Genomic DNA, 20,818 nt, shown 5'->3' with positions numbered 1-20,818 from the left:
TCTATTCCCGTTCCGCTTCCGGCGCGGACCTAGAACCCTTCGCCGAACTTGTCCGCCACCAGCGCTTCCAGCGCATGTGCCAGCGCATCAGCATCAGGCCCCGAAGTCTCGACGTCAATAGTCGTTCCTTTCGAGGCTGCCAACATCAAAAGCCCCATAATACTGTCGCCGGAAGCGGACAAGCCGTCCTTTAAGACTTCTGCCGTGGCGTCAAACCCTTCGACCACCTCTACCAGCTTGGCCGAGGCGCGGGCGTGCAGCCCTTTTTCATTGATGATTTTCAGCGTCTTCAGAGCCATTTAATGTGCCTGCTCCCCGTCAGGGTTTACGTTCTGGGCATTGATGTACTTGCGCCCGGCCTCCATCGCCTGCCGGACTGCATCGGCGACCGGCAGGTGGCGGGATTTCGCCAGTTTGATCAGCATCGGCAGGTTGGCACCGTACAGAATGCGGCGGTCCGGCGGCGCGCAGGCTTTGAGGCTGAGGTTAGAGGGCGAACCGCCGTAAAGGTCAGTCACCACCACCACGCCGCCGCCGCTGTCAACCTCGTTGGCGGCTGCGCAAATCTCATCCTGCTTGCCTTTCCGGTCGTCCTCAGGACCGATGGCGATGGCCATCAGACTGGGCTGCGGACCCACAACGTGTTCCACCGCGGCGAGGTATTCCCCCGCCAGTCCGCCATGCGCTACGATCACAATCCCGATCAACCCGGCCTCTCACTTCTTTTGCTGGCCTTGCAGCTCGCGGTGTCTAATTGACACTTGCTGGCCGTCTTCTGCAAGAGCCTTGGCCAGGGATTCAGCCAAGGTCACTGAACGGTGCTGCCCTCCGGTGCAGCCAAAGGCGATGGAAAGATGCGACTTGCCCTCTTCCTGATAGGCGGGCAACAGCAGGCGGGTGAGATCCAGCACCCGCGAAAAGAATGGGGCATAGCGCACATCGGCGCGGACGTATTCCTGAACCTCCTGATCCAAACCGCTGTGTTGCCGCAGCTCCGGCTGCCAGTAGGGATTGGCCAGAAACCGGCAATCGAAGACCATGTCTATGCCAAGCGGGATTCCGCGTTTGTAAGAGAAGCTTTGCACGGACAGCGCCAGCCTGCGGCCCTCCGGTGCGAACCAGCGCTCAATCTCGGCCTTCAGCTGATGGACATTCATCGTGGATGTGTCGAGCAGGATATCGGCCCGGTCCCGGATCGGTGCCATCAGGTCCAGCTCCCGCCGGACGCCGTCACCCGGGGATTCAGCCGGCGCCAGAGGGTGGCGGCGGCGGGTTTCCGAGTAGCGGCGCAGCAACACATCGGGCTGCGAATCGAGATACAGCACAGTCAACTCCACCTCCTGGCGGCCTGACATCATGTCGATCACATCCAGCAGCGCACGCGGCGAGAAATCCCGGTTGCGGCTGTCCAGCCCCAGGGCCACCGGCCGCGGGGCCGCGGCTGTTTCGAGCAATCCCGGCAGCAGCCGCAGCGGCAGGTTGTCGATGGCTTCAAACCCGAGATCCTCCAGCACGTTGATTGCTGTGGTCCGGCCCGCCCCCGACGGGCCGGTCACAAGCACTGCCGGCACCGGTTTGTTCCTGGGCTCAGGCATCCGGGTCCAGAGCTCCGCATCTAAGGTATTGAAGCAGCGCCGGTGCGAAATGCGCGCCATCCACACGTTTCAGCCGGGCAATCTCCTGCCCCAGCAGCCGGGTGGAATGGCGCACCGGCAGGCGTTCGGTCTCAGTCTCATCCAGGTCCACCAGCGCCGCTACCGGCACCGGGCTGCGGATCTGCGCATGCAGCAAGCCCATATAGCGGGCTTCCACCAAGCCGCGGATCGGTTCGGGTGCGCTGGCAACCAGCCGACTGTCCAGCAACTGCACCAGCACCCGGTCATCTGCCACCAGCTGGGTGCCAAAGGCCATCAGCTGCAGCGCCAGCGCGGATTTGCCCTGCCCGGAGGTTCCGGTAATCAAAAGCCCCTGCCCCTCCAGCGCGACGCAGGAGGCATGCAGGATGAGGCTTTGTGTTTCAGACATGGGTGAAGAAACCGGGATCAGACAGGCAAACCTACCACAAAACGCGCGCCCAAGGGTTCAGAAGTAACGTCAGCCTCTGTCGGACGGATATTCTCGGCCCAGATCACACCGCCGTGCGCCTCGACGATTTGCTTGGAAATCGCCAACCCAAGACCGGAGTTATTGCCGAAATGCTCCACCGGGCGCTGCGAGTAGAAGCGTTTAAAAATTTTCGAGAGGGCCTGATCCGGGATTCCGGGGCCGGTGTCCTCAACCACCACCAGCACCCGGTTGGCGCGGCGGCGGGCCCAGACGCGGATCGCATCGCCGTCCTCGCAAAAGGAAATGGCGTTGGTGATCAGGTTGACAAAGACCTGCGCCAAGCGCGCCTCCAGCCCCTGCAGCAGGATCGGCTGGGCAGGCAGATCGGTGATATAGTCGATCCCCTTGGACCGGGCGTCCTCGCCCAGATACTGGTTCAGATTGCCAAGCATCGTCAGAAGATCGAACTCTTCCTCTTCCTCTTTGACCAGCTCCGCATCCAGCCGCGAGGCGTTGGAAATATCACTGACAAGCCGGTCCAGGCGGCGGACGTCATGTTCGATCACATCCATCAGCTTTTCGCGCTGGTCATCGCGTTTGACCATCCGCAGCGTGCCAACCGCAGATTGCAGGCTGGCGAGCGGGTTCTTGATCTCATGCGCCACATCCGCGGCAAACTGCTCGTTGCTGTCGATCCGCGTGTACAGCGCCTTGACCATGCCGCGCAGGGCACGGCTGAGGCGGCCGATTTCATCCGGACGGGCCGAAAGATCGGGAATCCGGATACGGCCCGGGTTCGACTTGCGGCTGCCGCGCTCGCGGCCCAGCTCCGCCGCCTCAGCCAGGTCGGCCAGCGGATTGGCAATGGTTGAGGCCAGCACCAGGCTGAGACCGACCGAAACCAGCAGGGCAACCACGAACATCTGCAGTACCCGCTCCTGTTCGCCGCGCACCAGCGCATCCACCTCGCCGGTGGGAGAGGTCAGCGCTATCACGCCGACGGCGCTGCCATTGTGCATGATGGGAGTGGCCGCAGTTATTACCCGGCTGCCGCTGGTGTCGACAACGGTTTCAACCCCGGTCCCGCCGTTCATCGCCTTGTCGACCAGACCGCTCAGCCGCTCTTCCAGGGCGGGGCCGGACCCGGCCTCCGCGTCAGGCGTTTCGCCGCCATCGGCAATGTCCCACAGGGCAGACAAAGCATCGCTGATCAGCGTGCGGCTGCGGCCGCTGTCGTTCAGCACATTCAGGGTATCGCTGCGGTCCACGCCCTTTACACTGGAAATAAGATTGCCTGTCGTGTCGAACACAAAGGCCTCCACACCGCCGCGCAGGCTGAGGCGGGCCAGCGTGTCCTCGGCCTGGATCCCGTCGCCCGCGGCAAAGCTGACCGCACCGGCGGCAGGCATTTCCGCCTCAAACACATTGGCCGCCAGCATCGCTTCCGACACCAGCGTGCCGGCACGCTGGTGCACCAGGCTTTGCCGCGAGGAGTTCAGATAGAGAATCCCTGCAACCAAGATGATCAGAGCGATCAGGTTGAAGGTGATGATCTTGCGAGTCAGCGGCGACCCCTTGAGAGACAAGAGGCCGCGGCGCGCGCGCTTGACCTGCATTTCCCGCGTCACTGACTGATCCGGGGTGACCCAGTCCTCCCCCAGAACAACATCGCCGTCCTGCTGGCGTTGCGTTATGCTGGTATCGCGCATCTGCGCTTACTCCTTCGGCGGCGGGCAAAGCGCCCTGCTCAAGCGTGCCGCTTATTCTTCATTATAACGGTAACCGATTCCATAAAGGGTTTCGATTGCCGCAAAATCCGAATCCGCGCTGCGCATCTTCTTGCGCAGGCGCTTGATGTGGCTGTCGATGGTGCGGTCGTCCACATAGACCTGATCATCATAGGCCACATCCATCAGCTGGTCCCGGCTTTTGACAAAACCGGGCCGCTGGGCCAGTGCCTGCAGCAGCAGGAATTCGGTCACCGTCAGCGACACGTCCTTGCCCTTCCAGCTGACCGCGTGGCGCAGCGGATCCATCCGCAGATTGCCGCGCTCCATCACCTTGGCGTCGGGCGAGGCGCTGCCGGACGCATCGCTGCTGATTGCTTCCTGACGGCGCAACAGCGCGCGGATGCGCTCGACCAGAAGACGCTGGGAAAACGGTTTCTTTACATAGTCATCGGCCCCCATGCGCAGGCCCAGCACCTCGTCGATCTCGTCATCCTTAGAGGTGAGGAAGATCACCGGCATCTGGGTTTTCTGCCGCAGCCGCTGCAACAGGTCCATGCCATCCATGCGCGGCATCTTGATATCCAGCACCGCCATATCCGGAAGCTTTTTATTAAACGCGTCCAGTGCCGCCTGGCCGTCATTATAAGTTTCGACCTCAAAGCCCTCAGCCTCAAGAGTCATGGAAACGGATGTCAGGATGTTCCTGTCATCGTCAACCAAAGCAATCTTTGACATTGGAATTGCCCCTAATCTGCTCTGTTCTGTGTTTTGTTTTTACCACTTTCATCGCCGTTATAGTGCGCCGAATCAATCCCATTTGAAGAAACCTGGCGATCTTTGGGTTCAATTGGGGCAAAAATACCTTAGCGTCTGCTGAACAAGCGGGCGCTTTGGCCGGCAAAAAATAATGGTTGCGCTAAACATCGCCTTGGTGGCGCTAACTAGGGGCAGACGGCCTGTTCAGCCCCCGAAACCCCGTGTTAAGACCGCGCCACCGGCAGCGATGCCGTTTTCTATTGCCCCATTGGCGCAGCCGCGCAGCCTGCGTGCCGCAGCGCCGCCACAGGAGAAAAAACGCATGACATCTGGACGGGTTAACCCGCAATTCCGCCTCGAGGATCAGGGCATCGAGGGCCTGGGCAATGTCTATTACAACTTCATGGAGCCGGCGCTGATCGAGGCCGCGCTGCAGCGCGGCGAAGGCACGCTGGGCAATGGCGGCGCTTTTCTGGTCACCACCGGCAAATTCACCGGCCGGTCGCCCAAAGATAAACATGTCGTGAAAACCGACAGCGTGCGCGACACCATCTGGTGGGACAACAACGCCGCAATGAGCGCCGAGGGCTTTGACGCGCTCTACACCGACATGCTGGAGCATATGAAGGGCAAGGACTACTACGTCCAGGACCTGGTGGGCGGTGCCGACCCGGCACATGCGATCAACGTCCGCATGGTCACCGAACTGGCCTGGCACAACCTGTTCATCCGCACCATGCTGCGCCGTCCGGACCGCGAAGACCTGGATGATTTCATCGCCGATTTCACCGTCATCAACTGCCCGAGCTTCCAGGCCGACCCCAAGAAGCATGATTGCCGCAGCGAAACCGTCATCGCGATGAACTTCGACCGCAAGATGATCCTGATCGGCGGCACCGAGTACGCAGGCGAAAATAAGAAATCCGTGTTTACCCTGCTGAACTACCTGCTGCCGGAAAAAGGCATCATGCCGATGCACTGCTCCGCCAACCATGCCAAGGGCAACCCGGTCGACACCGCCGTCTTCTTTGGCCTGTCGGGCACCGGCAAGACCACCCTATCCGCCGACCCGGACCGGGTGCTTATCGGCGATGACGAACATGGCTGGGCCGACAACGGCACCTTCAACTTTGAAGGCGGCTGCTATGCCAAGACCATCAACCTGAACCCCGAGGCAGAGCCGGAAATCTACGCAACCACCTCCAAGTTCGGCACCGTGATCGAGAACATGGTGTTCGACCCGGAGACCAAGGAGCTGGATTTCAACGACGACAGCCTGACCGCCAACATGCGTTGCGCCTATCCGCTGCATTACATCTCCAATGCATCGGCCAGCGCCCGCGGCGGCCATCCGAAGAACATCATCATGCTGACCTGCGATGCCTTCGGCGTGCTGCCTCCGATCGCGCGGCTGACCCCGGCGCAGGCGATGTACCACTTCTTGTCGGGCTTCACCTCCAAGGTTGCAGGCACCGAGCGCGGCGTGACCGAGCCGGAGCCGACCTTCTCCACCTGCTTTGGTGCGCCCTTCATGCCGCGCCGCCCGGAGGTTTATGGCAACCTGCTGCGTGAAAAAATCGCCCAGCACGGCGCCACCTGCTGGCTGGTGAACACCGGCTGGACCGGCGGCGCCTACGGCACCGGCAGCCGGATGCCGATCAAGGCCACCCGCGCGCTGCTGACCGCGGCGCTGGACGGCTCGCTGGCGGATGCGGAATTCCGCAAGGACGCGAACTTCGGCTTTGACGTGCCTGTCAACGTGCCGGGCGTGCCGGAACTGCTGCTGGATCCGCGCCGCACCTGGGACGACAAGGACGCCTATGACACCCAGGCGGCCAAGCTGGTGCAGATGTTCTCCGACAACTTCGAGCAGTACCTGCCGTTCATCGACGAGGACGTAAAGGCCGCAGCCATCGGCTGAACCGCCTGACACTTCAAATCAAAAGCCTCCGGCAAGCCCGGGGGCTTTTTTATTCGATCTCCAGTATCAGCCCGGTCTCCCAAGTGCTGTCTGATGCATCATCCCAGAACTGCGGACGGGAAAATGATCCGCGCATCTGCCGTTTCAAATAGAAGCGGGAAAAATGCTGGCGGCCACGGTGATTATCAGGATTGCCTGGGCTCCATTTCCGGTAAGTCAGAGGCTCGCCCGTCACCCAGGCCCAGCCACCGGCGGGTTCTAAGCGCCGGTCTGCCTGATAGAGACCAATTGTCGGCCCGTAGAGCGTTCCGCCCTCTTCATGAGTAAAGCGGGCGTCCCGGCTGAACAGGTCAACGATGAACTGGTTCTCCTGCGCGGAAGAAATGGTGACAAGATGCCCGCCTGCGTCAGAAGCGAGCTGGTTAATAGTGTGCCAACGCAACTGTGTCGCATGTACAGCGACATACAGATTTCCGTGAAAATAATCGAACATGACAGCATAACGGTTTAGAGCTCCAAGCGCCTTGCGCAGCCGCGGCTCCAGATCTTTGGGCAATTGATCCGGGTCTATACGTTCTGCCTTGTTTGGCATCAGCTCTCGTATCCGCGGCGCGTTCGGCAGAACGCGCAGCAAAGAGTGATCAATGTTCGAACCGCCAGTCAATCTAGCCTTGAGGCGCGCTTGGGCTATGGCGTTTCTGGTTCTGGGGCCGAATTGCCCGTCAATACCACCGGTGTCGAACCCCATCATGTTCAACGCATCCTGAAACTGACGCGCTTCGGTAGCAGTCAGAATGTAAGTGCCCGACGCGTCCTTTCCGGGTTTCAGCCAAGGCTCTGCAACCCGGTAGCCCCGGCGCAGATCCAGCTCAAAGGAGAGCGCATCGTGCCGCTGGGCCGCCAGAGCAACCAGCCGGTGGCCGGGGTAGTGTTCGTATTCTTTCAGGAACCGCTTCCAAATCCAGACGGTGTTGTGCTCCGCCGCCTTGGTGAATTCCTCAATAATTTCCAGATCAATACTCTGAGCCTCCGGAGCAGGCGCAGAGGCTGGAGCAGGAACAGCAGCCAGTTGCGGGACAGGCGGAACCAAAAAAATGTCATGCCCCGGCAGCGAGCCGTAGACAAACGGCTCCTGAACACCGCTGGTGGCAGCAAAAACCGTGTCACGGACCTGGCGGAACAGCTTGCCCAGCTCAAGCCCCGGCGTCTCGATATGGCGGAGCAGCGCCGCGGCATAGGGGCTGTTGCGGTCGGCACCGTCCAGCGCAAGCGTGCCGCCCTTTGCCGAATACCCTACCAGGACGCCGCTTGGCTCGATCCGCGCCAGACCGCGGCCGATGGATCTGGTAGCATCCGACACCTGCATCTGCTGCTGGAACGGATTGTCCCGGCACGCATCCACAAGAACGATCTTCAGGCCGCCGGAGGCTTCAACGGCGGACAGAACACCGCTTAGCCGGATGGCCTCGAATTCCACATCCCGGCTGCTTTTGAGTTCCGCATTGACGGGTATCAGGTAATTGGTGTTTTCAATTTCGATGCCGTGGCCGGCGTAATAGACCAGCGCCACATCCGCCTGTTCAGCCGCGGCGGAAAAATCGCGCAGTGCAAGCCGCATTGCGCGGTAGTCCAGGTCCTGAAGTTCGGAGACATCAAACCCGATCCTCCGCAGGGCTTGCGCAAGATCAGCCGCGTCGCGGCCCGGGTTTCGGAGTTTTGGAACTGCGGCATAGTCCGAATTACCAATAATCAGGGCTACCCGCTTTTCCGGTTTAGCCAAGGCACCGGCAGTGCAGACCGCAAGCAAAATATACGCCGCTAGAACCAGCTGCATGAAAACATGGAATACGCGCATAACTGTGCCTCCCAGAACCTGCACAATCCAAGGTAGCACAAAAACGAAAATCTGCGAATTCGGCGGGTCGGGTCAGGTGCCTAGGGTCAGAAATTGCGCTTCAGAGACTGCCCACCACCATATCCCGCACTTTGACCGCATAGCGGTCGGTCATGCCCGAGACAAAATCCGCCAGCGAATGCATTGCCGTATAGGCATCTTCCACCCCGCGCAGATCCAGGTCCACGGTGCGGATCAGTTTGGCCCAGTAGCCGTTCCTGGCTTTCAGCTCTTCCGCATCCCAGCCGCAACCGCCGAGGTCGGAATAAAGTTCATGGAAGTGATCCAGAACTGCGTAGAGAACCTGGCGGCCCTTGATTTCCAGCTCGGTCTTGCGCAGCGCTGTAAAGATCCGTGCGTTGGAAATCTCCTTCATTTCGTCGAAGGCCTCCCTCTTGGAGGAAATCTCCATCAGCCCATCGTTGAAATCCCCGGCCATGATGGCGCCGTAATTTTCCATGAAGGCTTCAACCGCGGCCTCGATTGCCTTGGTGATTGCACTGGCGCGGCGGAAGGCAACGATATCACGGGTGGTTGCCTGCGGATCATCCGCCCGGTTGGGTTTACCCGCAATTTTCTCCAGGCAATCAATGACAAGCCGGCTGTCCAGGTCACCGACTGTCGCGGCGTCCTCCAGATCCAGAATGCGGTAGCAGATGTCGTCTGCCGCCTCCACGAGGAAGGCGAGCGGATGGCGGCGCCAGTGCCGCGCTGCGCCGCTGCCCTCTGCGCGCAGGTCCACCGCTTCGGCGACCTCCGCAAAATGGTTGGCCTCGGTCCCGAAAACCCCGAATTTCTTGAGCCCCACATAGCCGCCTTCGGCCAATTGGCGTGCCTCGGCTGTACAGGGGTATTTCATAAACGCACCAAGTGTTGCGTAGGACAAGCGCATACCGCCGTCCCGCCGCGCCATTTCCAGGCGGCTGGCAATGCGGAACCCCTGGGCGTTGCCTTCGAACGCGGTGAACTCTGCCTGCTGCGCCCGGCCCACCGAACCGGCAGCGCCTGTCCCTGCCCTGAACTGAGTTGCGAACCATGCCCCGATACTGTCTTCGCCGGAGTGCCCGAATGGCGGATTGCCGATGTCATGCAGCAGGCAGGCGGATTGGATGGTGCCCGCAATCGCGTCGCGCTGCTGCTCCGTGATGAAGCCCTCTTTCAGCATGGCCTGCCCCGCCAGAGTGCCAAGAGAGCGGCCGACGCTGGCGGTTTCCAGGCTGTGAATCATCCGGTGATGCACATGGTCGTGCTCATACAGCGGATGCACCTGGGTCTTCTGCGCCAGCCGCCGGAACGGTTCGGAGAACAGGATGCGGTCATAGTCCTGCAGATAGGCCGGGCGCCCCGGCAGCTCCTCGAACTCCGGCCGGCACAGTCTTCCCGGGTTCAGCAGCCTGTTCCACTCCATTGCCATAGTCCCGCTCCTTGTGCCTGTTTGAGGCTGCTTAAACGGCAGGCGCAGCGGAAATGCAAACGCTTCAGCGCGGCTTGATCCCGGCGGGCTCCAGCTTGTGCTCGGGCTCCACGTGAATCACCACCTGCGCTTCGGGCAAGGCGTCCTGAAGGGCAGTCTCAACAAGATCGCAAATGCCATGCGAGGCCCGCACCGTCATGGCCCCGTCCACCACCATATGGAATTCGATGAACAACGCCTGCCCGGCCCGTCGGGTTTTGAGGCCGTGGACCTGCAGCGCTCCGGCAGCCATCCGGTGAATGATCTCCTCGATCTTCCTGCGTTCCGCTTCCGGCGCTGCGGTATCCATCAGCCCGTTCACAGAGGAGGCGATCACCAGCCAGCCCTCGCGCAGGATATTGACCGCCACCAGGAGCGCCAGCAGCGGGTCAAGGAAAGCCCAGCCGCTGGCCAAGGCCAGGACCAGCCCGGCCAGCACCCCGGCCGAGGTCCAGACATCGCTCATCAGATGCCGCCCGCCTGCCGATAGCGCCGGCGACTTCAGCCGCCCGCCTGTGGTCAGCAGCACCCGTGCCCAGGCAAGGTTCAGGATCATGGCCAGCGCGTTGACCAGCAGGCCCGCCGTGCCCCAATCGGCTGCCGAGGGGCGGCCAAGGGCATTCACAGCCTCATGCAGGATCACCACTGCGGCGATCACGATCATGATGCCTTCGGCCACCGCAGAGAAATACTCCGCCTTGTGATGGCCATAGGGGTGACCGTCATCCGCAGGCCGCTGGGCATAGCGCACGGCAAACCAGGCAATCACAGCGCCGCCGATGTTCACGAAGGATTCGAGCGCATCCGACAACAGAGCAACTGAGCCGGTCAGCATCCAGGCAGCAACTTTAAGCCCGGTCACCGCCAGCGCGATCAGGATCGATCCTGTCGCCAATTGCGTTGCACTCAAGCGTTGAATCATGCCCTCTCCCCGCAGCTGTACTTTTTATATCAGCAGCCCGCGGCGCAAGAGGTTCAGGCCGGCGATCAGCAGAACCACCAGCGTAGCCCGGCGGAACAGCACCTGGTCGATCCGGTCATGCAGCTGGCCGCCGATCCACATACCTGCCACTGCGGGCACAATCAGAGCCAAAGAGAAAGGTGCCGTCTCCGCCCGCATCACCCCGGAGCCGACATGCGCCAGCAAGAGCGCCACTGCGCCAAGGCCGTAGATCACCCCCTGCACCCGGATCTGCTCTGTCTTTTCGGTGCCCAGTGCAGTCAGATAGGCCACCGTAGGCGGCCCCCAGACACCCGACACCCCGCCAATCAGCCCGGCAATGCCGCCCACCATGGCCTCGCTGCGTCGGGTCGGATTGACGATCGAGAAAGTCTTTCCCATCAGCTGGATGAAGGCAAAGACCGTCACCGGCACTCCAATTGCCAGCAGCAAGGCCTGCTGCGGCAGCACCCGCACCGACTGGGCGCTGAGCAGCAGGCACATCAGGCCAATCAGCAAAAACACCCGAAACTTGCCGATCGAGGCCAATGCCGCCCGTGGCCCCTGCCGCATCGCCTGCATGCCGTTTGTCACCAGCGTGGGCAGAATCAGCCCGGCCAGCGCCAGGTCCGGCGCCAGGAACATGCTGAGGCCGGAGATGAAGATCATCGGCATGGCAAAGCCCACTAGGCCTTTGACGGTGCCCGCCAGCAGCGCGATGCCAAAGGCCGCTGCCAGCTCTGCCAGGGAAAGAAGCGAAAACAATGCGGTCATACCTCCGCTCTATCACATCCGCAGCGTGCTGCATGGGCAAAATCAACACGCAAGATTTGATCCAAACGACACACCCATGAGTATTTTTGTTGCGCTGCACCTGCGAAATGATTTACCACCGGGCGACCGAAGAAGGATCTGATTCATGGCTCATGACGGACAGGACTTGCAGATGAAACCGACACTCATTCCCGACCTGCTGGCACTGACCGGCGCCGCCCTGGAACCGCTGGACCAGCTGCTTGACGCTGCCCGTGCCTCCGTCAAGGACATGGTGACCAGCGAGGGCCGCGTTTCCGGCAAGCTGATCGAGGAAAACCAGGTCGCCGCGCACGGGCTGTCCTGGCTGGCCACTTACGTCTATTCGCTGCGCCAGATGCAGAAATGGGCTGAGAAGCTGCAAGGCGAGGGCAAGTTCGGCGAAATGGAACAGCTGATCCATCAGATCGGCTTTGGCGAGTATCTGTGGCAGGTCTACGGCGGCATCCAGATGAACCAGGGCGAAATCATCCGCCTGCAGGATCTGGGCCTGTCGCAGGACGCTCAGCGGTCGCTGATGGCGCCTGCGGTGATGACGCTGTGCGAACAGGGCAACAGCCAGGCTGCGCGCTCCCGTCTGGTCCAGCTGATGGAAGAGCAGGCAGGCTCCACCATGTTCGGCGCCTCCGGCCTTGAGGAAGAGCTGGAAATGATCCGCGACCAGTTCCGCCGCTATGCGGTCGAGAAGGTCGAGCCGAATGCCCATGACTGGCACCTGAAGGATGAGCTGATCCCGCTGAGCGTGATCGAAGAGCTGGCCGAGATGGGTGTCTTCGGCCTGACCATCCCTGAGGAATACGGCGGGTTCGGCCTGTCCAAAGCCTCGATGGTGGTGGTCTCCGAGGAACTCTCGCGCGGCTATATCGGAGTCGGCTCGCTGGGCACCCGCTCCGAGATTGCGGCCGAGCTGATCCTCTGCGGCGGCACCGAGGAGCAGAAGGCTAACTGGCTGCCGAAACTGGCCAGCGCCGAGATTCTGCCGACCGCGGTCTTCACCGAGCCAAACACCGGCTCTGACCTCGGCTCCCTGCGCACCCGCGCGGTGAAGGACGAAAACGGCGACTACAAGATCACCGGCAACAAGACCTGGATCACCCACGCGGCGCGCACCCATGTGATGACCCTGCTGGCGCGCACCGACCCGAACACCTCCGATCACCGCGGGCTGTCGATGTTCCTGGCCGAAAAGACCCCGGGCACCGACGAGCATCCCTTCCCGACCGAGGGCATGACCGGCGGTGAGATCGAGGTGCTCGGCTACCGCGGCATGAAGGAATACGAGCTGGGCTTCGACAACTTCCACGTGAAGGGCGAAAACCTGCTGGGCGGCGAAGAGAACAAGGGCTTCAAACAGCTGATGGAGACCTTTGAATCGGCCCGCATCCAGACCGCCGCCCGCGCCATCGGCGTGGCGCAGTCAGCGCTGGACATTGCCATGCAATACGCCCAGGAGCGCAAGCAGTTTGGCAAGTCGCTAATCAACTTCCCCCGTGTTTCCGGCAAGCTGGCGATGATGGCGGTGGAGATCATGATCGCCCGCCAGCTGACCTACTTCTCGGCCTGGGAAAAGGATAACGGCCACCGCTGCGACCTGGAGGCCGGCATGGCCAAGCTGCTGGGTGCGCGGGTTGCCTGGGCGGCAGCCGACAACGGCTTGCAGATCCATGGCGGCAACGGCTTTGCAATGGAGTACAAGATCTCGCGCGTGCTGTGCGACGCCCGGATCCTGAACATCTTTGAAGGCGCTGCTGAGATCCAGGCACAGGTCATCGCCCGCCGCCTGCTGGGCTGAGCCAACGCAACAGCCTGTCCCTGAGGCGCCTGCTGACAGGCCCGGCGTTCGTGCCGGGCCTTTTTCTCACCGGGGCGTGCTGACTGCGGCCAGTTTGCCATGCCATCCTGGAATAAGACTGTTTCCAGCTGCGGTTGTTCGTTCTTTCACAATTCGTGGTTAATAACGGGACATGACCTTTATGCGCCTGATCCTTATCCCGTTTCTGATGCTGCTTTCCGCCTGCGCAGCGTCTACCCCTTCAGGGCAATCCCCCCGCATCCTGACCATGGGGGATTCCCTGATGGCTTGGCACAGCCTGGCCGGAAATTCCATCTCTGACACTGTGGCCCGCGAACTGCAGGAACCGGTGGTGGATCGCTCAGTCTCTGCTGCGCGGATCATCTACAAGCTGCCGATCTCCGGTGCAGCGGGAATGGAAATCCGCAAGCAATACACGCCCGGAAAATGGGACTGGGTGGTTGTCAATGGCGGCGGTAACGACCTGTGGCTGGGCTGCGGCTGCTTTGCCTGCAACCGCAAGATGGACAAGCTGATCTCAGCCGACGGGCGCAAGGGCGCGATCCCCGGCATGCTGTCGGACCTCCGGGCCACTGGAGCCAAGGTCATCTATGTCGGCTATCTGCGCAGCCCCGGCGTCGGCTCTTTGATTGAGCACTGCCGGGATGAGGGCAACGAACTGGAAACCCGTATCGAACGGCTGGCGGCGCTGGACACGGGTATCTTTTTCCTGTCGAACAAGGACATGGTGCCCTTTGGCGACCGCTCCTATCACGCGCTCGATATGATCCACCCTTCTGTCAAGGCAAGCAGCGAAATCGGCCGCAAGATCGCCGAAGTGATCCGCACGAACTAAAGCCGGGACCCGACGCAATGCAGACCCGCCACTGCAATATGCCTTTTTCCGCGGCGGAGACCTTGCGCGGCCTGCCCTCGGCTCGCAATCTGCGCTGAACCACTCGAACAGGAGGGAAAGATGCTGCGTGCTGCTGTGATGCCCGCTTTGCTTCTGGCCGGCGCCTGCGGCGGCGATGAAACCTTGTCTGCCTATGGCGCCGCGGGCAAAACATGGCAGCTGCAAGTCCTGGACGGAGCCGCCTATCCTGCGAAAGCCAGCCTGCTGTTCCCGGAACCGGGAATGATCAGCGGACAGGCCCCTTGCAACCGGTTTCACGGCTCTCAGAACGCGCCATACCCCTGGTTTGAAACCGGGCCGCTGGCAGTAACGCGCACGACCTGCCCGGAGCTGGAGGCTGAGGCCGCATTCCTGAAAGCCTTGCAGGAAATGACGCTGGCAGAGGTCACCGGCGATGTGCTGATTCTCAGCAACGGGGCAGGGCGCGAAATGCTGTTCAAAGCCGGCGGCTGAGCAGGTCCAACAGCCGCCCGCGCGCCTCTGGCACCGGGTGGCTGCCCAGCGAGGGCGCCAGATGCGTCTCCAGGAAAAAGCCGGTGGTGCGCAGGGCCTGGACGATCTCCGCATCCTCTGCTGCCCCTTCGCCGCGCATCACCGGCGGCAGCGGCAGCAGCCTGTCCGCCCAGTTCCCGGCGCCTTCACGTGAAACAGCCCGGCCCGTTTTCGGTGAGACATAGGCCAGTCCGAAGCGGCTGCCGGTCACAGCACAGGCCGAAAGGTCTAGTCCAAACCCCATCTCCTCTAACAGCGCCAGTTCCCAGCGCAGATAGGCGAGCGGCCAGAGGCCGTCGTTTCCCAGCAGGTCCAGCAGCTGTTCGCTGCGGGTATAAAGATCAGCGTGCGGTTCGCGTTCAGCCAGGCAGAAGGACAAAAGCGCAGTGACGGTGTTGAGGCCGGCCAGCGCAAGCCGCCCGGACAGCGCCGCAGCCGCACGGCTGCGCAGGGGTTCGGCATGATAGCTGCCCAGATGATCCTCCAGCCGCGCCCGCCAGGTCACGTCCAGCTGTGCACCGGGCTGCAGGATCGGGGCCATCCGGCGGCTGGCGCCACCGCGCACTATGCCTGCATGGCGGCCGTGGGTTTCGGTGAAAACGTCGATGATAGCAGCGCTTTCACCATGGCGACGCACCGATAGCAATATGCCCTGATCACGCCATTCCAACACCCGGCCTCCCTGTCCTGCGGTCCGCCCTACCAGAGCGCATTGCCGGAGGGGCTGCAAGCGGCAGGATCATTCCAGGCCGGGTTCATCCAGCAGGTGTCGGCCCTGCCGGTCCTCGACCTCAATCACCCAGAGATCCGGGTCGAACTCGCGCTGGCGGCGGACAGAGGCATCGACATCCGTCTCAGCGCCCGATGCCAGCTCGCCCCATGTGCGGTCACCGCTCATCAGGTCATAGGTGCGGTGAAAGGCGCAGGCCTGACCGTCCAGCGTGTTGAGCTTCACCAGAACCGCGCCGGCGGTGTCGTCGCCATGGGCGGTGATGAAGGCCGGGATGTCCTGGAACCGCAGGCGGGCCAGGTAGGCATCAACCCAGAAACGGGCTGTTAGGCGGGTCATGCCGCACACCTGCCACCGCAGGCGTCCGAGGTGCCTGCGGGAGCCTCCGGCGGGGATATTTCAGGCAAGAGGAAGGGCATGGGGGACTTCAGTTGCCATCCTTGAAGTCGAGACCCATTTCCGAGTAGCGTTCCGCCTCTTCCAGCCAGTTCGGGCGCACTTTCACCTGCAGAAACAGGTGCACCTTGCGGCCCAGGAATTCCTCCAACTCGGCCCGGGCGGCCTGGGAGACGGACTTGATGGTCTCGCCGCGCTTGCCCAGCACGATGCCCTTATGGCCGTCGCGGACCACATAGATCATCTGGTCGACGCGGGCAGAGCCATCCTTGCGCTCTTCCCATTTCTCGGTTTCAACCGTCAGCTGATAGGGCAGCTCCTGGTGCAGGCGCAGGGTCAGTTTCTCGCGGGTCATCTCCGCCGCGATCATCCGCATCGGCAGATCGGCAATCTGATCCTCGGGATAAAGCCAGGGGCTTTCCGGCAGCTTGCCCGCCAGCCATTGGCGCAGGTCGTCGACGCCGTGGCCGCGCTCTGCCGAGATCATGAAGGTTTCGGCAAAGGTGTAACGGCTGTTCAGCTCCTGGGTCAGGCCCAGCAGTTTTTCGGCCGGCACCTTGTCGATCTTGTTGATCGCCAGCGCCGCGGTGCGGCCTTCGCCGATTTCCGCAAGGCCTTCGAGGATGGTTTCTACGCCTTCGGTGATGCCGCGGTGGGCCTCAACCATCAGCACCACAACATCGGCGTCCGCGGCACCGCCCCAGGCGGCGGCGACCATAGCGCGGTCCAGGCGGCGGCGGGGTTTGAACAGGCCGGGCGTGTCGACGAACACCAGCTGCGCATCCTCCTCCATCGCGACACCGCGGATGCGGGCGCGGGTGGTCTGCACCTTGTGGGTCACGATCGAGACCTTGGCCCCGACCATGCGGTTCAGAAGGGTGGATTTGCCCGCGTTGGGCTCTCCGATCAGGGCAACGAATCCGGCGCGTGTGGTCATTTCAACTGGTCCTGTTTGCAGATCAGTGCCTCTACAGGAATTTACCCACAGGGGCCAGAGGCGTTTTCGGCGGGTTTTGGCGGCGTCACACAACCTTGCCCTATGTCAAAGACCTGTGGCAAATCCCGTGAAAGAACCGCAGCGCCAAGCCACTCTGACAGCCAGGCCTTTCTTTGAGTGCACATAAGGGGCCTGCCTGATGAACCGCCGTGACTTTCTGCTGGGAACTGCTGCAACTGCCGGGGCGCTTGGCGCGGGCGGCTGGGGATTGGCGGGGGCCGCCGGAGCGCAGCGGCTAACCATCCAGCCTGCCAGTTTTGCCTTCCGGGAAACACCGACCCAGGGGCTGGTGAGCCTGTCGCCGGATGCGCCGCCGCCGGTTCTGTTTGGCACCCAAGGAGAACCGATGCTGCTGCGGGTAGAGAATGGCACGGAGGATTACACCGCGATGCATTGGCACGGGCTGCGGATTGCCAATGCGATGGATGGGGTGCCTTACCTGACCCAGATGCCGATCGCGGGCGGTGAGAGCTTCGACTATGCATTCACCCCGCCGGATGCCGGCACCTACTGGTATCATCCGCATTGCATGACCATGGCGCAGATGGCGCATGGGCTGACCGGGGTGATGGTAATCCGGGAGACGGAAGATCCAGGGTTCGATGCCGACCAGGTCATCAACCTGCGGGATTTCCGGCTGGATGATGCGGGAGTGTTCCTGCCCTATTACACCGCACGCGGGGCGGCGCGGGGCGGCACCCATGGCAATGTGCTGACTGCAAACTGGCTGCAGGCGCCGGTCTATGATCATCCGGCGGGCGGGCTGGTGCGGCTGCGGGTGGTGAACACTGACACCACGCGGATTTACAAGCTGCGTCTGAGCACAGATCAGGCCCGCATCATTGCCTGGGACGGGCATCCGTTAGAGGCGGAGCTGCCCCTGCCCTCAGCTGAGGAGCCATTGCTGGTTGGCCCAGGACAGCGGGTGGATATTGCGGCGCGGATGCCTGACAGCGAAGGGCAGACGGCGGATCTTCTGGCAGAGCTGCCGGGCCAGCCCACCCGCATCATGACGCGGCTGCGGTCTGCCGGGGCAAGTCTGAATCGTGATCTGCGGGAGCTGAAACCGCTGCCGGCAAACCCGGTTGCCCGGCCGGACCTGAAAAATGCAGAAGTGCATGACTTCGTCTTTGGCTGGACGCCGGAGGGCGGGCCGCCGAATGACGGTTATTGCGGCTCCATGGGGTACAGCTTCTGGTCTATCAACCGCACGCCCTGGGCAGGCGATGCAGCCAAGGGCACCGGCCCGCTGGCTACGCTGGAACACGGCAAGAGCTATGTTCTGCGGCTGCGGAATGAGTCGCCGAACCTGCATCCGATCCACCTGCACGGGCTGGCTTTCGTTCCGATCCGTTCCAACCTGCGCAGACTGCCGCCGCTGATGACGGACACATTGCTGCTTTTGAAGGACGAGGTGGCAGAGATCGCCCTCGTCGCCGACAATCCCGGTGACTGGGCGTTCCATTGCCATGTTATCGAGCATCAGAAAACCGGGCTGGCCGGATACATCCGGGTGGCCTGAGACCTAGCCGAGCTTTTCCAGCAATGCCTTGGCTGCGGCCTGTTCGGCCTGCCGCTTGGAGCCTGCGGTGGCCTGCGCTTCGGTGCCGTCCTGAAGACGTGCGGCGATGGTGAAGACCGGCGCGTGGTCCGGGCCGCTGCGCAACACCTCGACATAAGTTGGGACCTTCTGGCCGCGCGCCTGCGCCCATTCCTGCAGCGAAGTCTTGGCGTCGCGCGCGTCAGTTTCAACCTTGTGGATGCGGCTGCCCCAAAGGCGCAGGATCACCTCCGCCGCGGCATCAAAGCCCGCGTCTTTGTAGACCGCGGCAATCACCGCCTCCATCGCATCCCCCAAAAGCGCTTGCTTGCGCCGACCGCCGGACATCATCTCGGAGCGGCCCAGCTTCAGCACAGCGCCGAGGTCGATCTCCTTGGCGACATCGGCGCAGGCCTCCTTGCGCACCAGCGCGTTGAAGCGCGGTGCCAGCTGGCCTTCGGTGGCGGTCTTGTCATGCTCCAGCAGTGCGGTGGCCATCACCAGGCCCAGCACCCGGTCGCCCAGAAACTCCAGCCGCTGGTTGTCCTTGCGGGTGGAAGAGGAGACAGAGGCATGGGTCACGGCGCGCTGCAGCAGCTCGGGGCGGGCGAACTTGTGCCCGATCCGCTCCTCAAACGCACTCAGTTCCTTGGACAGCTTCACTGGATCCCCTTGAAGAAACGGTCGCTGCGCCAGGTCCAGAAATAGAGCATCGAGCGCCCAGCGGAGGAGAACATGATCCGGTCGGCACGGCCAATCAGGTTTTCAAACGGCACAAAGCCAACCCCGCCCGCTGACTGCGGCAGGCGGCTGTCGGAAGAATTGTCGCGATTGTCGCCCATGAAGAAATAGTGGCCATCCGGCACCTGGTAGACACCAGTGTGATCCATGCCCTGGTTGGTGATGTTAAGCACAATATGCTCATTGCCGCCCGGCAGGGTTTCCAGCGTGCGCGATTTTTTGCAGACGGCACCCTGGCCCACCGGGGCGTTTTCGCAGCGCGGGAAGGAGCCCTGCGGCCCTTGGCGTTCCATCACTTCCTCGAACTCACCCGCATCCTGCAGCTTGACCGCTTCGCCGTTGATGAACAGCACGCCATTCTTCAATTGGATCTTGTCACCCGGCAGACCGATCAGCCGCTTGATGAAGTCATTGCCGTTCACCGGATGGCGGAACACCACCACATCACCGCGCTCCGGCTCGCCGCCCATCAGGCGGGTGTTGTCGCCATCCAGGAAACCGCAGATGTCCTTGGCGTCGACATTCAACCCGACGGCAGGGATGCGGACACTTGGGCAGGAGGCATAAGAATAGCCATAGGCCATCTTGTTCACGAACAGGAAGTCGCCGATCAGCAGGGTTTCCTTCATTGATCCGGACGGGATCCAGAAGGGCTGGAAGAACAGGGTGCGGAAGACACCGGCGATCAGCAGCGCATAGACGATGGTCTTCACCGTCTCGATGATCGAACTGCCGGTCTTTGCTTTGGCCGTCATCAGGCTCTCCGGTTTGAAAACAGGGTCCGGGGCTACATGCGGGCCTAAAGGGGGCAAGTCAAGTTCCCGAGGGCATTTCCGCTGTGTCCACGGGCGCGGGGCGCGCTTCGATCACGACAAAGGCCTGCGCCCAGGGGTGATCATCGGTCAATGTCACGTGAATCACCGCCTCATGGCCGGGCGGGGTCATCTGTTGCAGGCGTTCGGCGGCCCAGCCCGTTACATGCATCACCGGCTGGCCGGAGCGCAAGTTGGAGACCGCCATGTCCTTCCAGGCAATGCCCATCCGCAAACCGGTGCCCAGTGCCTTGGAGCAAGCCTCCTTGGCGGCCCATCGCTTGGCATAGGTGCCCACGACATCCCGGCGGCGCTCAGCCTTCTTCTGCTCCACTTCGGTAAAGACCCGGTTGCGAAAGCGGTCCCCGAACCGGTCCAGCGTGCGCTGGATCCGCTCAATATTGGCCAGATCGGTTCCGATGCCGAGGATCATTCTTCCAGCCGCTTCAGCCCCAGTTTGATGCCATGGCCCAGGAACAGGCGGTTGACCATCAGGATGACGGCCAGAAGCAGCACAAAAATGCCCGCGAGGAAAACCAGCGGGATGGTTTGCCGCGCCTCAACAATCACTGGGTTGTTCCAATACAGCGGCAGTTGGGCGATGGTCAGCAGCGCCACAACCCCGGTCATCGCCGCGGCGTTTTTCCAAGCGGCCCTGCCCGTCAAGGGCTCACGGGCCGTTTGTGCGATGCGCATACCCTCCATGACCGAAGCCACCATTGGCGGCAGCACCGTGGCCAGGCCGGCCGGCATGCCCACCCCGAACTGTGCCAGCAGCAGGCCCAGCAGCATCATCCCGACCGAGGCCGCCATCCAGATCAGCCCATAGCGGATCAAATTGACTTGCAT

Annotated in this window: 22 protein-coding genes; 5 read left to right on the top strand and 17 right to left on the bottom strand. The window is 62.1% G+C overall.

Annotation, left to right across the window (positions count from 1 at the left end):
• Positions 1 to 29 precede the first annotated feature (29 nt).
• Genes ACXAEK_RS07085 through ACXAEK_RS07060 form a run of 6 tightly spaced genes read right to left on the bottom strand, consistent with a single transcriptional unit; the run spans position 30 to position 4,511 of the window.
• Complete coding sequence (locus ACXAEK_RS07085; protein ID WP_475040794.1) at positions 30 to 299, bottom strand: HPr family phosphocarrier protein; 270 nt, start codon at positions 297 to 299, stop codon at positions 30 to 32.
• Positions 300 to 707: a PTS sugar transporter subunit IIA gene (locus tag ACXAEK_RS07080; protein WP_475040793.1), complete on the bottom strand. Its 408-nt coding sequence runs from the start codon at positions 705 to 707 to the stop codon at positions 300 to 302.
• Between the two features lie 9 nt (positions 708 to 716).
• Positions 717 to 1,595, bottom strand: a complete 879-nt coding sequence (rapZ, locus tag ACXAEK_RS07075) for an RNase adapter RapZ (protein WP_475040792.1) — start codon at positions 1,593 to 1,595, stop codon at positions 717 to 719.
• Positions 1,588 to 2,025: an HPr kinase/phosphorylase gene (locus ACXAEK_RS07070; protein WP_475040791.1), complete on the bottom strand. Its 438-nt coding sequence runs from the start codon at positions 2,023 to 2,025 to the stop codon at positions 1,588 to 1,590. The genes rapZ and ACXAEK_RS07070 overlap by 8 nt, the downstream gene beginning before the upstream one ends.
• A gap of 17 nt (positions 2,026 to 2,042) precedes the next feature.
• On the bottom strand, positions 2,043 to 3,755 hold the full coding sequence (locus tag ACXAEK_RS07065; protein WP_475040789.1) for a sensor N-terminal transmembrane domain-containing protein: 1,713 nt from the start codon (positions 3,753 to 3,755) through the stop codon (positions 2,043 to 2,045).
• 51 nt (positions 3,756 to 3,806) lie between these two features.
• A complete protein-coding gene (locus tag ACXAEK_RS07060; RefSeq protein ID WP_475040788.1) occupies positions 3,807 to 4,511 on the bottom strand; it encodes a response regulator transcription factor in 705 nt (234 codons plus the stop codon).
• Between the two features lie 343 nt (positions 4,512 to 4,854).
• Between ACXAEK_RS07060 and ACXAEK_RS07055 the strand changes: the two genes are divergently transcribed.
• The gene (locus tag ACXAEK_RS07055) at positions 4,855 to 6,453 is read left to right on the top strand and encodes a phosphoenolpyruvate carboxykinase (protein WP_475040787.1); all 1,599 of its coding nucleotides are present in this window, start codon (positions 4,855 to 4,857) and stop codon (positions 6,451 to 6,453) included.
• Positions 6,454 to 6,502: 49 nt separating this feature from the next.
• Here ACXAEK_RS07055 and ACXAEK_RS07050 read toward each other — a convergent pair whose 3' ends face one another.
• The 4 genes from ACXAEK_RS07050 to ACXAEK_RS07035 all read right to left on the bottom strand — a co-directional run bounded on the left by ACXAEK_RS07050 (position 6,503) and on the right by ACXAEK_RS07035 (position 11,514).
• Positions 6,503 to 8,308, bottom strand: coding sequence for a caspase family protein (locus tag ACXAEK_RS07050; protein WP_475040785.1), 1,806 nt, complete (start codon positions 8,306 to 8,308; stop codon positions 6,503 to 6,505).
• 100 nt (positions 8,309 to 8,408) lie between these two features.
• A complete protein-coding gene (gene dgt, locus ACXAEK_RS07045) occupies positions 8,409 to 9,755 on the bottom strand; it encodes a dGTP triphosphohydrolase (RefSeq protein ID WP_475045216.1) in 1,347 nt (448 codons plus the stop codon).
• Between the two features lie 70 nt (positions 9,756 to 9,825).
• Positions 9,826 to 10,722, bottom strand: coding sequence for a cation diffusion facilitator family transporter (locus ACXAEK_RS07040; RefSeq protein WP_475040783.1), 897 nt, complete (start codon positions 10,720 to 10,722; stop codon positions 9,826 to 9,828).
• 24 nt (positions 10,723 to 10,746) lie between these two features.
• Positions 10,747 to 11,514 (bottom strand): sulfite exporter TauE/SafE family protein, encoded by a 768-nt coding sequence (locus ACXAEK_RS07035; RefSeq protein ID WP_475040782.1) that lies wholly within the window; start codon positions 11,512 to 11,514, stop codon positions 10,747 to 10,749.
• A gap of 145 nt (positions 11,515 to 11,659) precedes the next feature.
• Between ACXAEK_RS07035 and ACXAEK_RS07030 the strand changes: the two genes are divergently transcribed.
• The 3 genes from ACXAEK_RS07030 to ACXAEK_RS07020 all read left to right on the top strand — a co-directional run bounded on the left by ACXAEK_RS07030 (position 11,660) and on the right by ACXAEK_RS07020 (position 14,714).
• Complete coding sequence (locus tag ACXAEK_RS07030) at positions 11,660 to 13,345, top strand: acyl-CoA dehydrogenase family protein (RefSeq protein WP_475040781.1); 1,686 nt, start codon at positions 11,660 to 11,662, stop codon at positions 13,343 to 13,345.
• Between the two features lie 181 nt (positions 13,346 to 13,526).
• Positions 13,527 to 14,201 carry an SGNH/GDSL hydrolase family protein gene (locus tag ACXAEK_RS07025; RefSeq protein ID WP_475040779.1) on the top strand — a complete coding sequence of 225 codons (675 nt, stop codon included), beginning with the start codon at positions 13,527 to 13,529 and terminating at the stop codon, positions 14,199 to 14,201.
• A gap of 120 nt (positions 14,202 to 14,321) precedes the next feature.
• Positions 14,322 to 14,714, top strand: coding sequence for an META domain-containing protein (locus tag ACXAEK_RS07020; protein ID WP_475040778.1), 393 nt, complete (start codon positions 14,322 to 14,324; stop codon positions 14,712 to 14,714).
• On the opposite strand, the gene recO is transcribed toward ACXAEK_RS07020, so the two are convergent.
• The 3 genes from recO to era all read right to left on the bottom strand — a co-directional run bounded on the left by recO (position 14,698) and on the right by era (position 16,816).
• Positions 14,698 to 15,423, bottom strand: coding sequence for a DNA repair protein RecO (gene recO / locus ACXAEK_RS07015; protein WP_475045214.1), 726 nt, complete (start codon positions 15,421 to 15,423; stop codon positions 14,698 to 14,700). The genes ACXAEK_RS07020 and recO overlap by 17 nt on opposite strands.
• Positions 15,424 to 15,492: 69 nt before the next feature.
• The gene (locus tag ACXAEK_RS07010; protein ID WP_475040776.1) at positions 15,493 to 15,822 is read right to left on the bottom strand and encodes a DUF1491 family protein; all 330 of its coding nucleotides are present in this window, start codon (positions 15,820 to 15,822) and stop codon (positions 15,493 to 15,495) included.
• An 88-nt stretch (positions 15,823 to 15,910) separates the two neighbouring features.
• The gene (gene era, locus ACXAEK_RS07005; RefSeq protein WP_475040774.1) at positions 15,911 to 16,816 is read right to left on the bottom strand and encodes a GTPase Era; all 906 of its coding nucleotides are present in this window, start codon (positions 16,814 to 16,816) and stop codon (positions 15,911 to 15,913) included.
• A 199-nt stretch (positions 16,817 to 17,015) separates the two neighbouring features.
• Between era and ACXAEK_RS07000 the strand changes: the two genes are divergently transcribed.
• Positions 17,016 to 18,398, top strand: coding sequence for a multicopper oxidase family protein (locus ACXAEK_RS07000; protein WP_475040773.1), 1,383 nt, complete (start codon positions 17,016 to 17,018; stop codon positions 18,396 to 18,398).
• 3 nt (positions 18,399 to 18,401) lie between these two features.
• Here ACXAEK_RS07000 and rnc read toward each other — a convergent pair whose 3' ends face one another.
• Genes rnc through ACXAEK_RS06980 form a run of 4 tightly spaced genes read right to left on the bottom strand, consistent with a single transcriptional unit; the run spans position 18,402 to position 20,818 of the window.
• A complete protein-coding gene (gene rnc, locus ACXAEK_RS06995; protein WP_475040772.1) occupies positions 18,402 to 19,079 on the bottom strand; it encodes a ribonuclease III in 678 nt (225 codons plus the stop codon).
• Complete coding sequence (gene lepB, locus ACXAEK_RS06990) at positions 19,076 to 19,912, bottom strand: signal peptidase I (RefSeq protein ID WP_475040770.1); 837 nt, start codon at positions 19,910 to 19,912, stop codon at positions 19,076 to 19,078. The genes rnc and lepB overlap by 4 nt, the downstream gene beginning before the upstream one ends.
• 58 nt (positions 19,913 to 19,970) lie before the next feature.
• Positions 19,971 to 20,402, bottom strand: coding sequence for a holo-ACP synthase (gene acpS / locus ACXAEK_RS06985; protein ID WP_475040768.1), 432 nt, complete (start codon positions 20,400 to 20,402; stop codon positions 19,971 to 19,973).
• On the bottom strand, positions 20,399 to 20,818 hold the full coding sequence (locus ACXAEK_RS06980; RefSeq protein WP_475040766.1) for an ABZJ_00895 family protein: 420 nt from the start codon (positions 20,816 to 20,818) through the stop codon (positions 20,399 to 20,401). The genes acpS and ACXAEK_RS06980 overlap by 4 nt, the downstream gene beginning before the upstream one ends.

Source organism: Leisingera sp. ABM4_101 (assembly GCF_056158725.1).
Note: the sequence above shows the minus strand (reverse complement) of the source record. Positions and strands in the feature narration are given on the sequence as shown.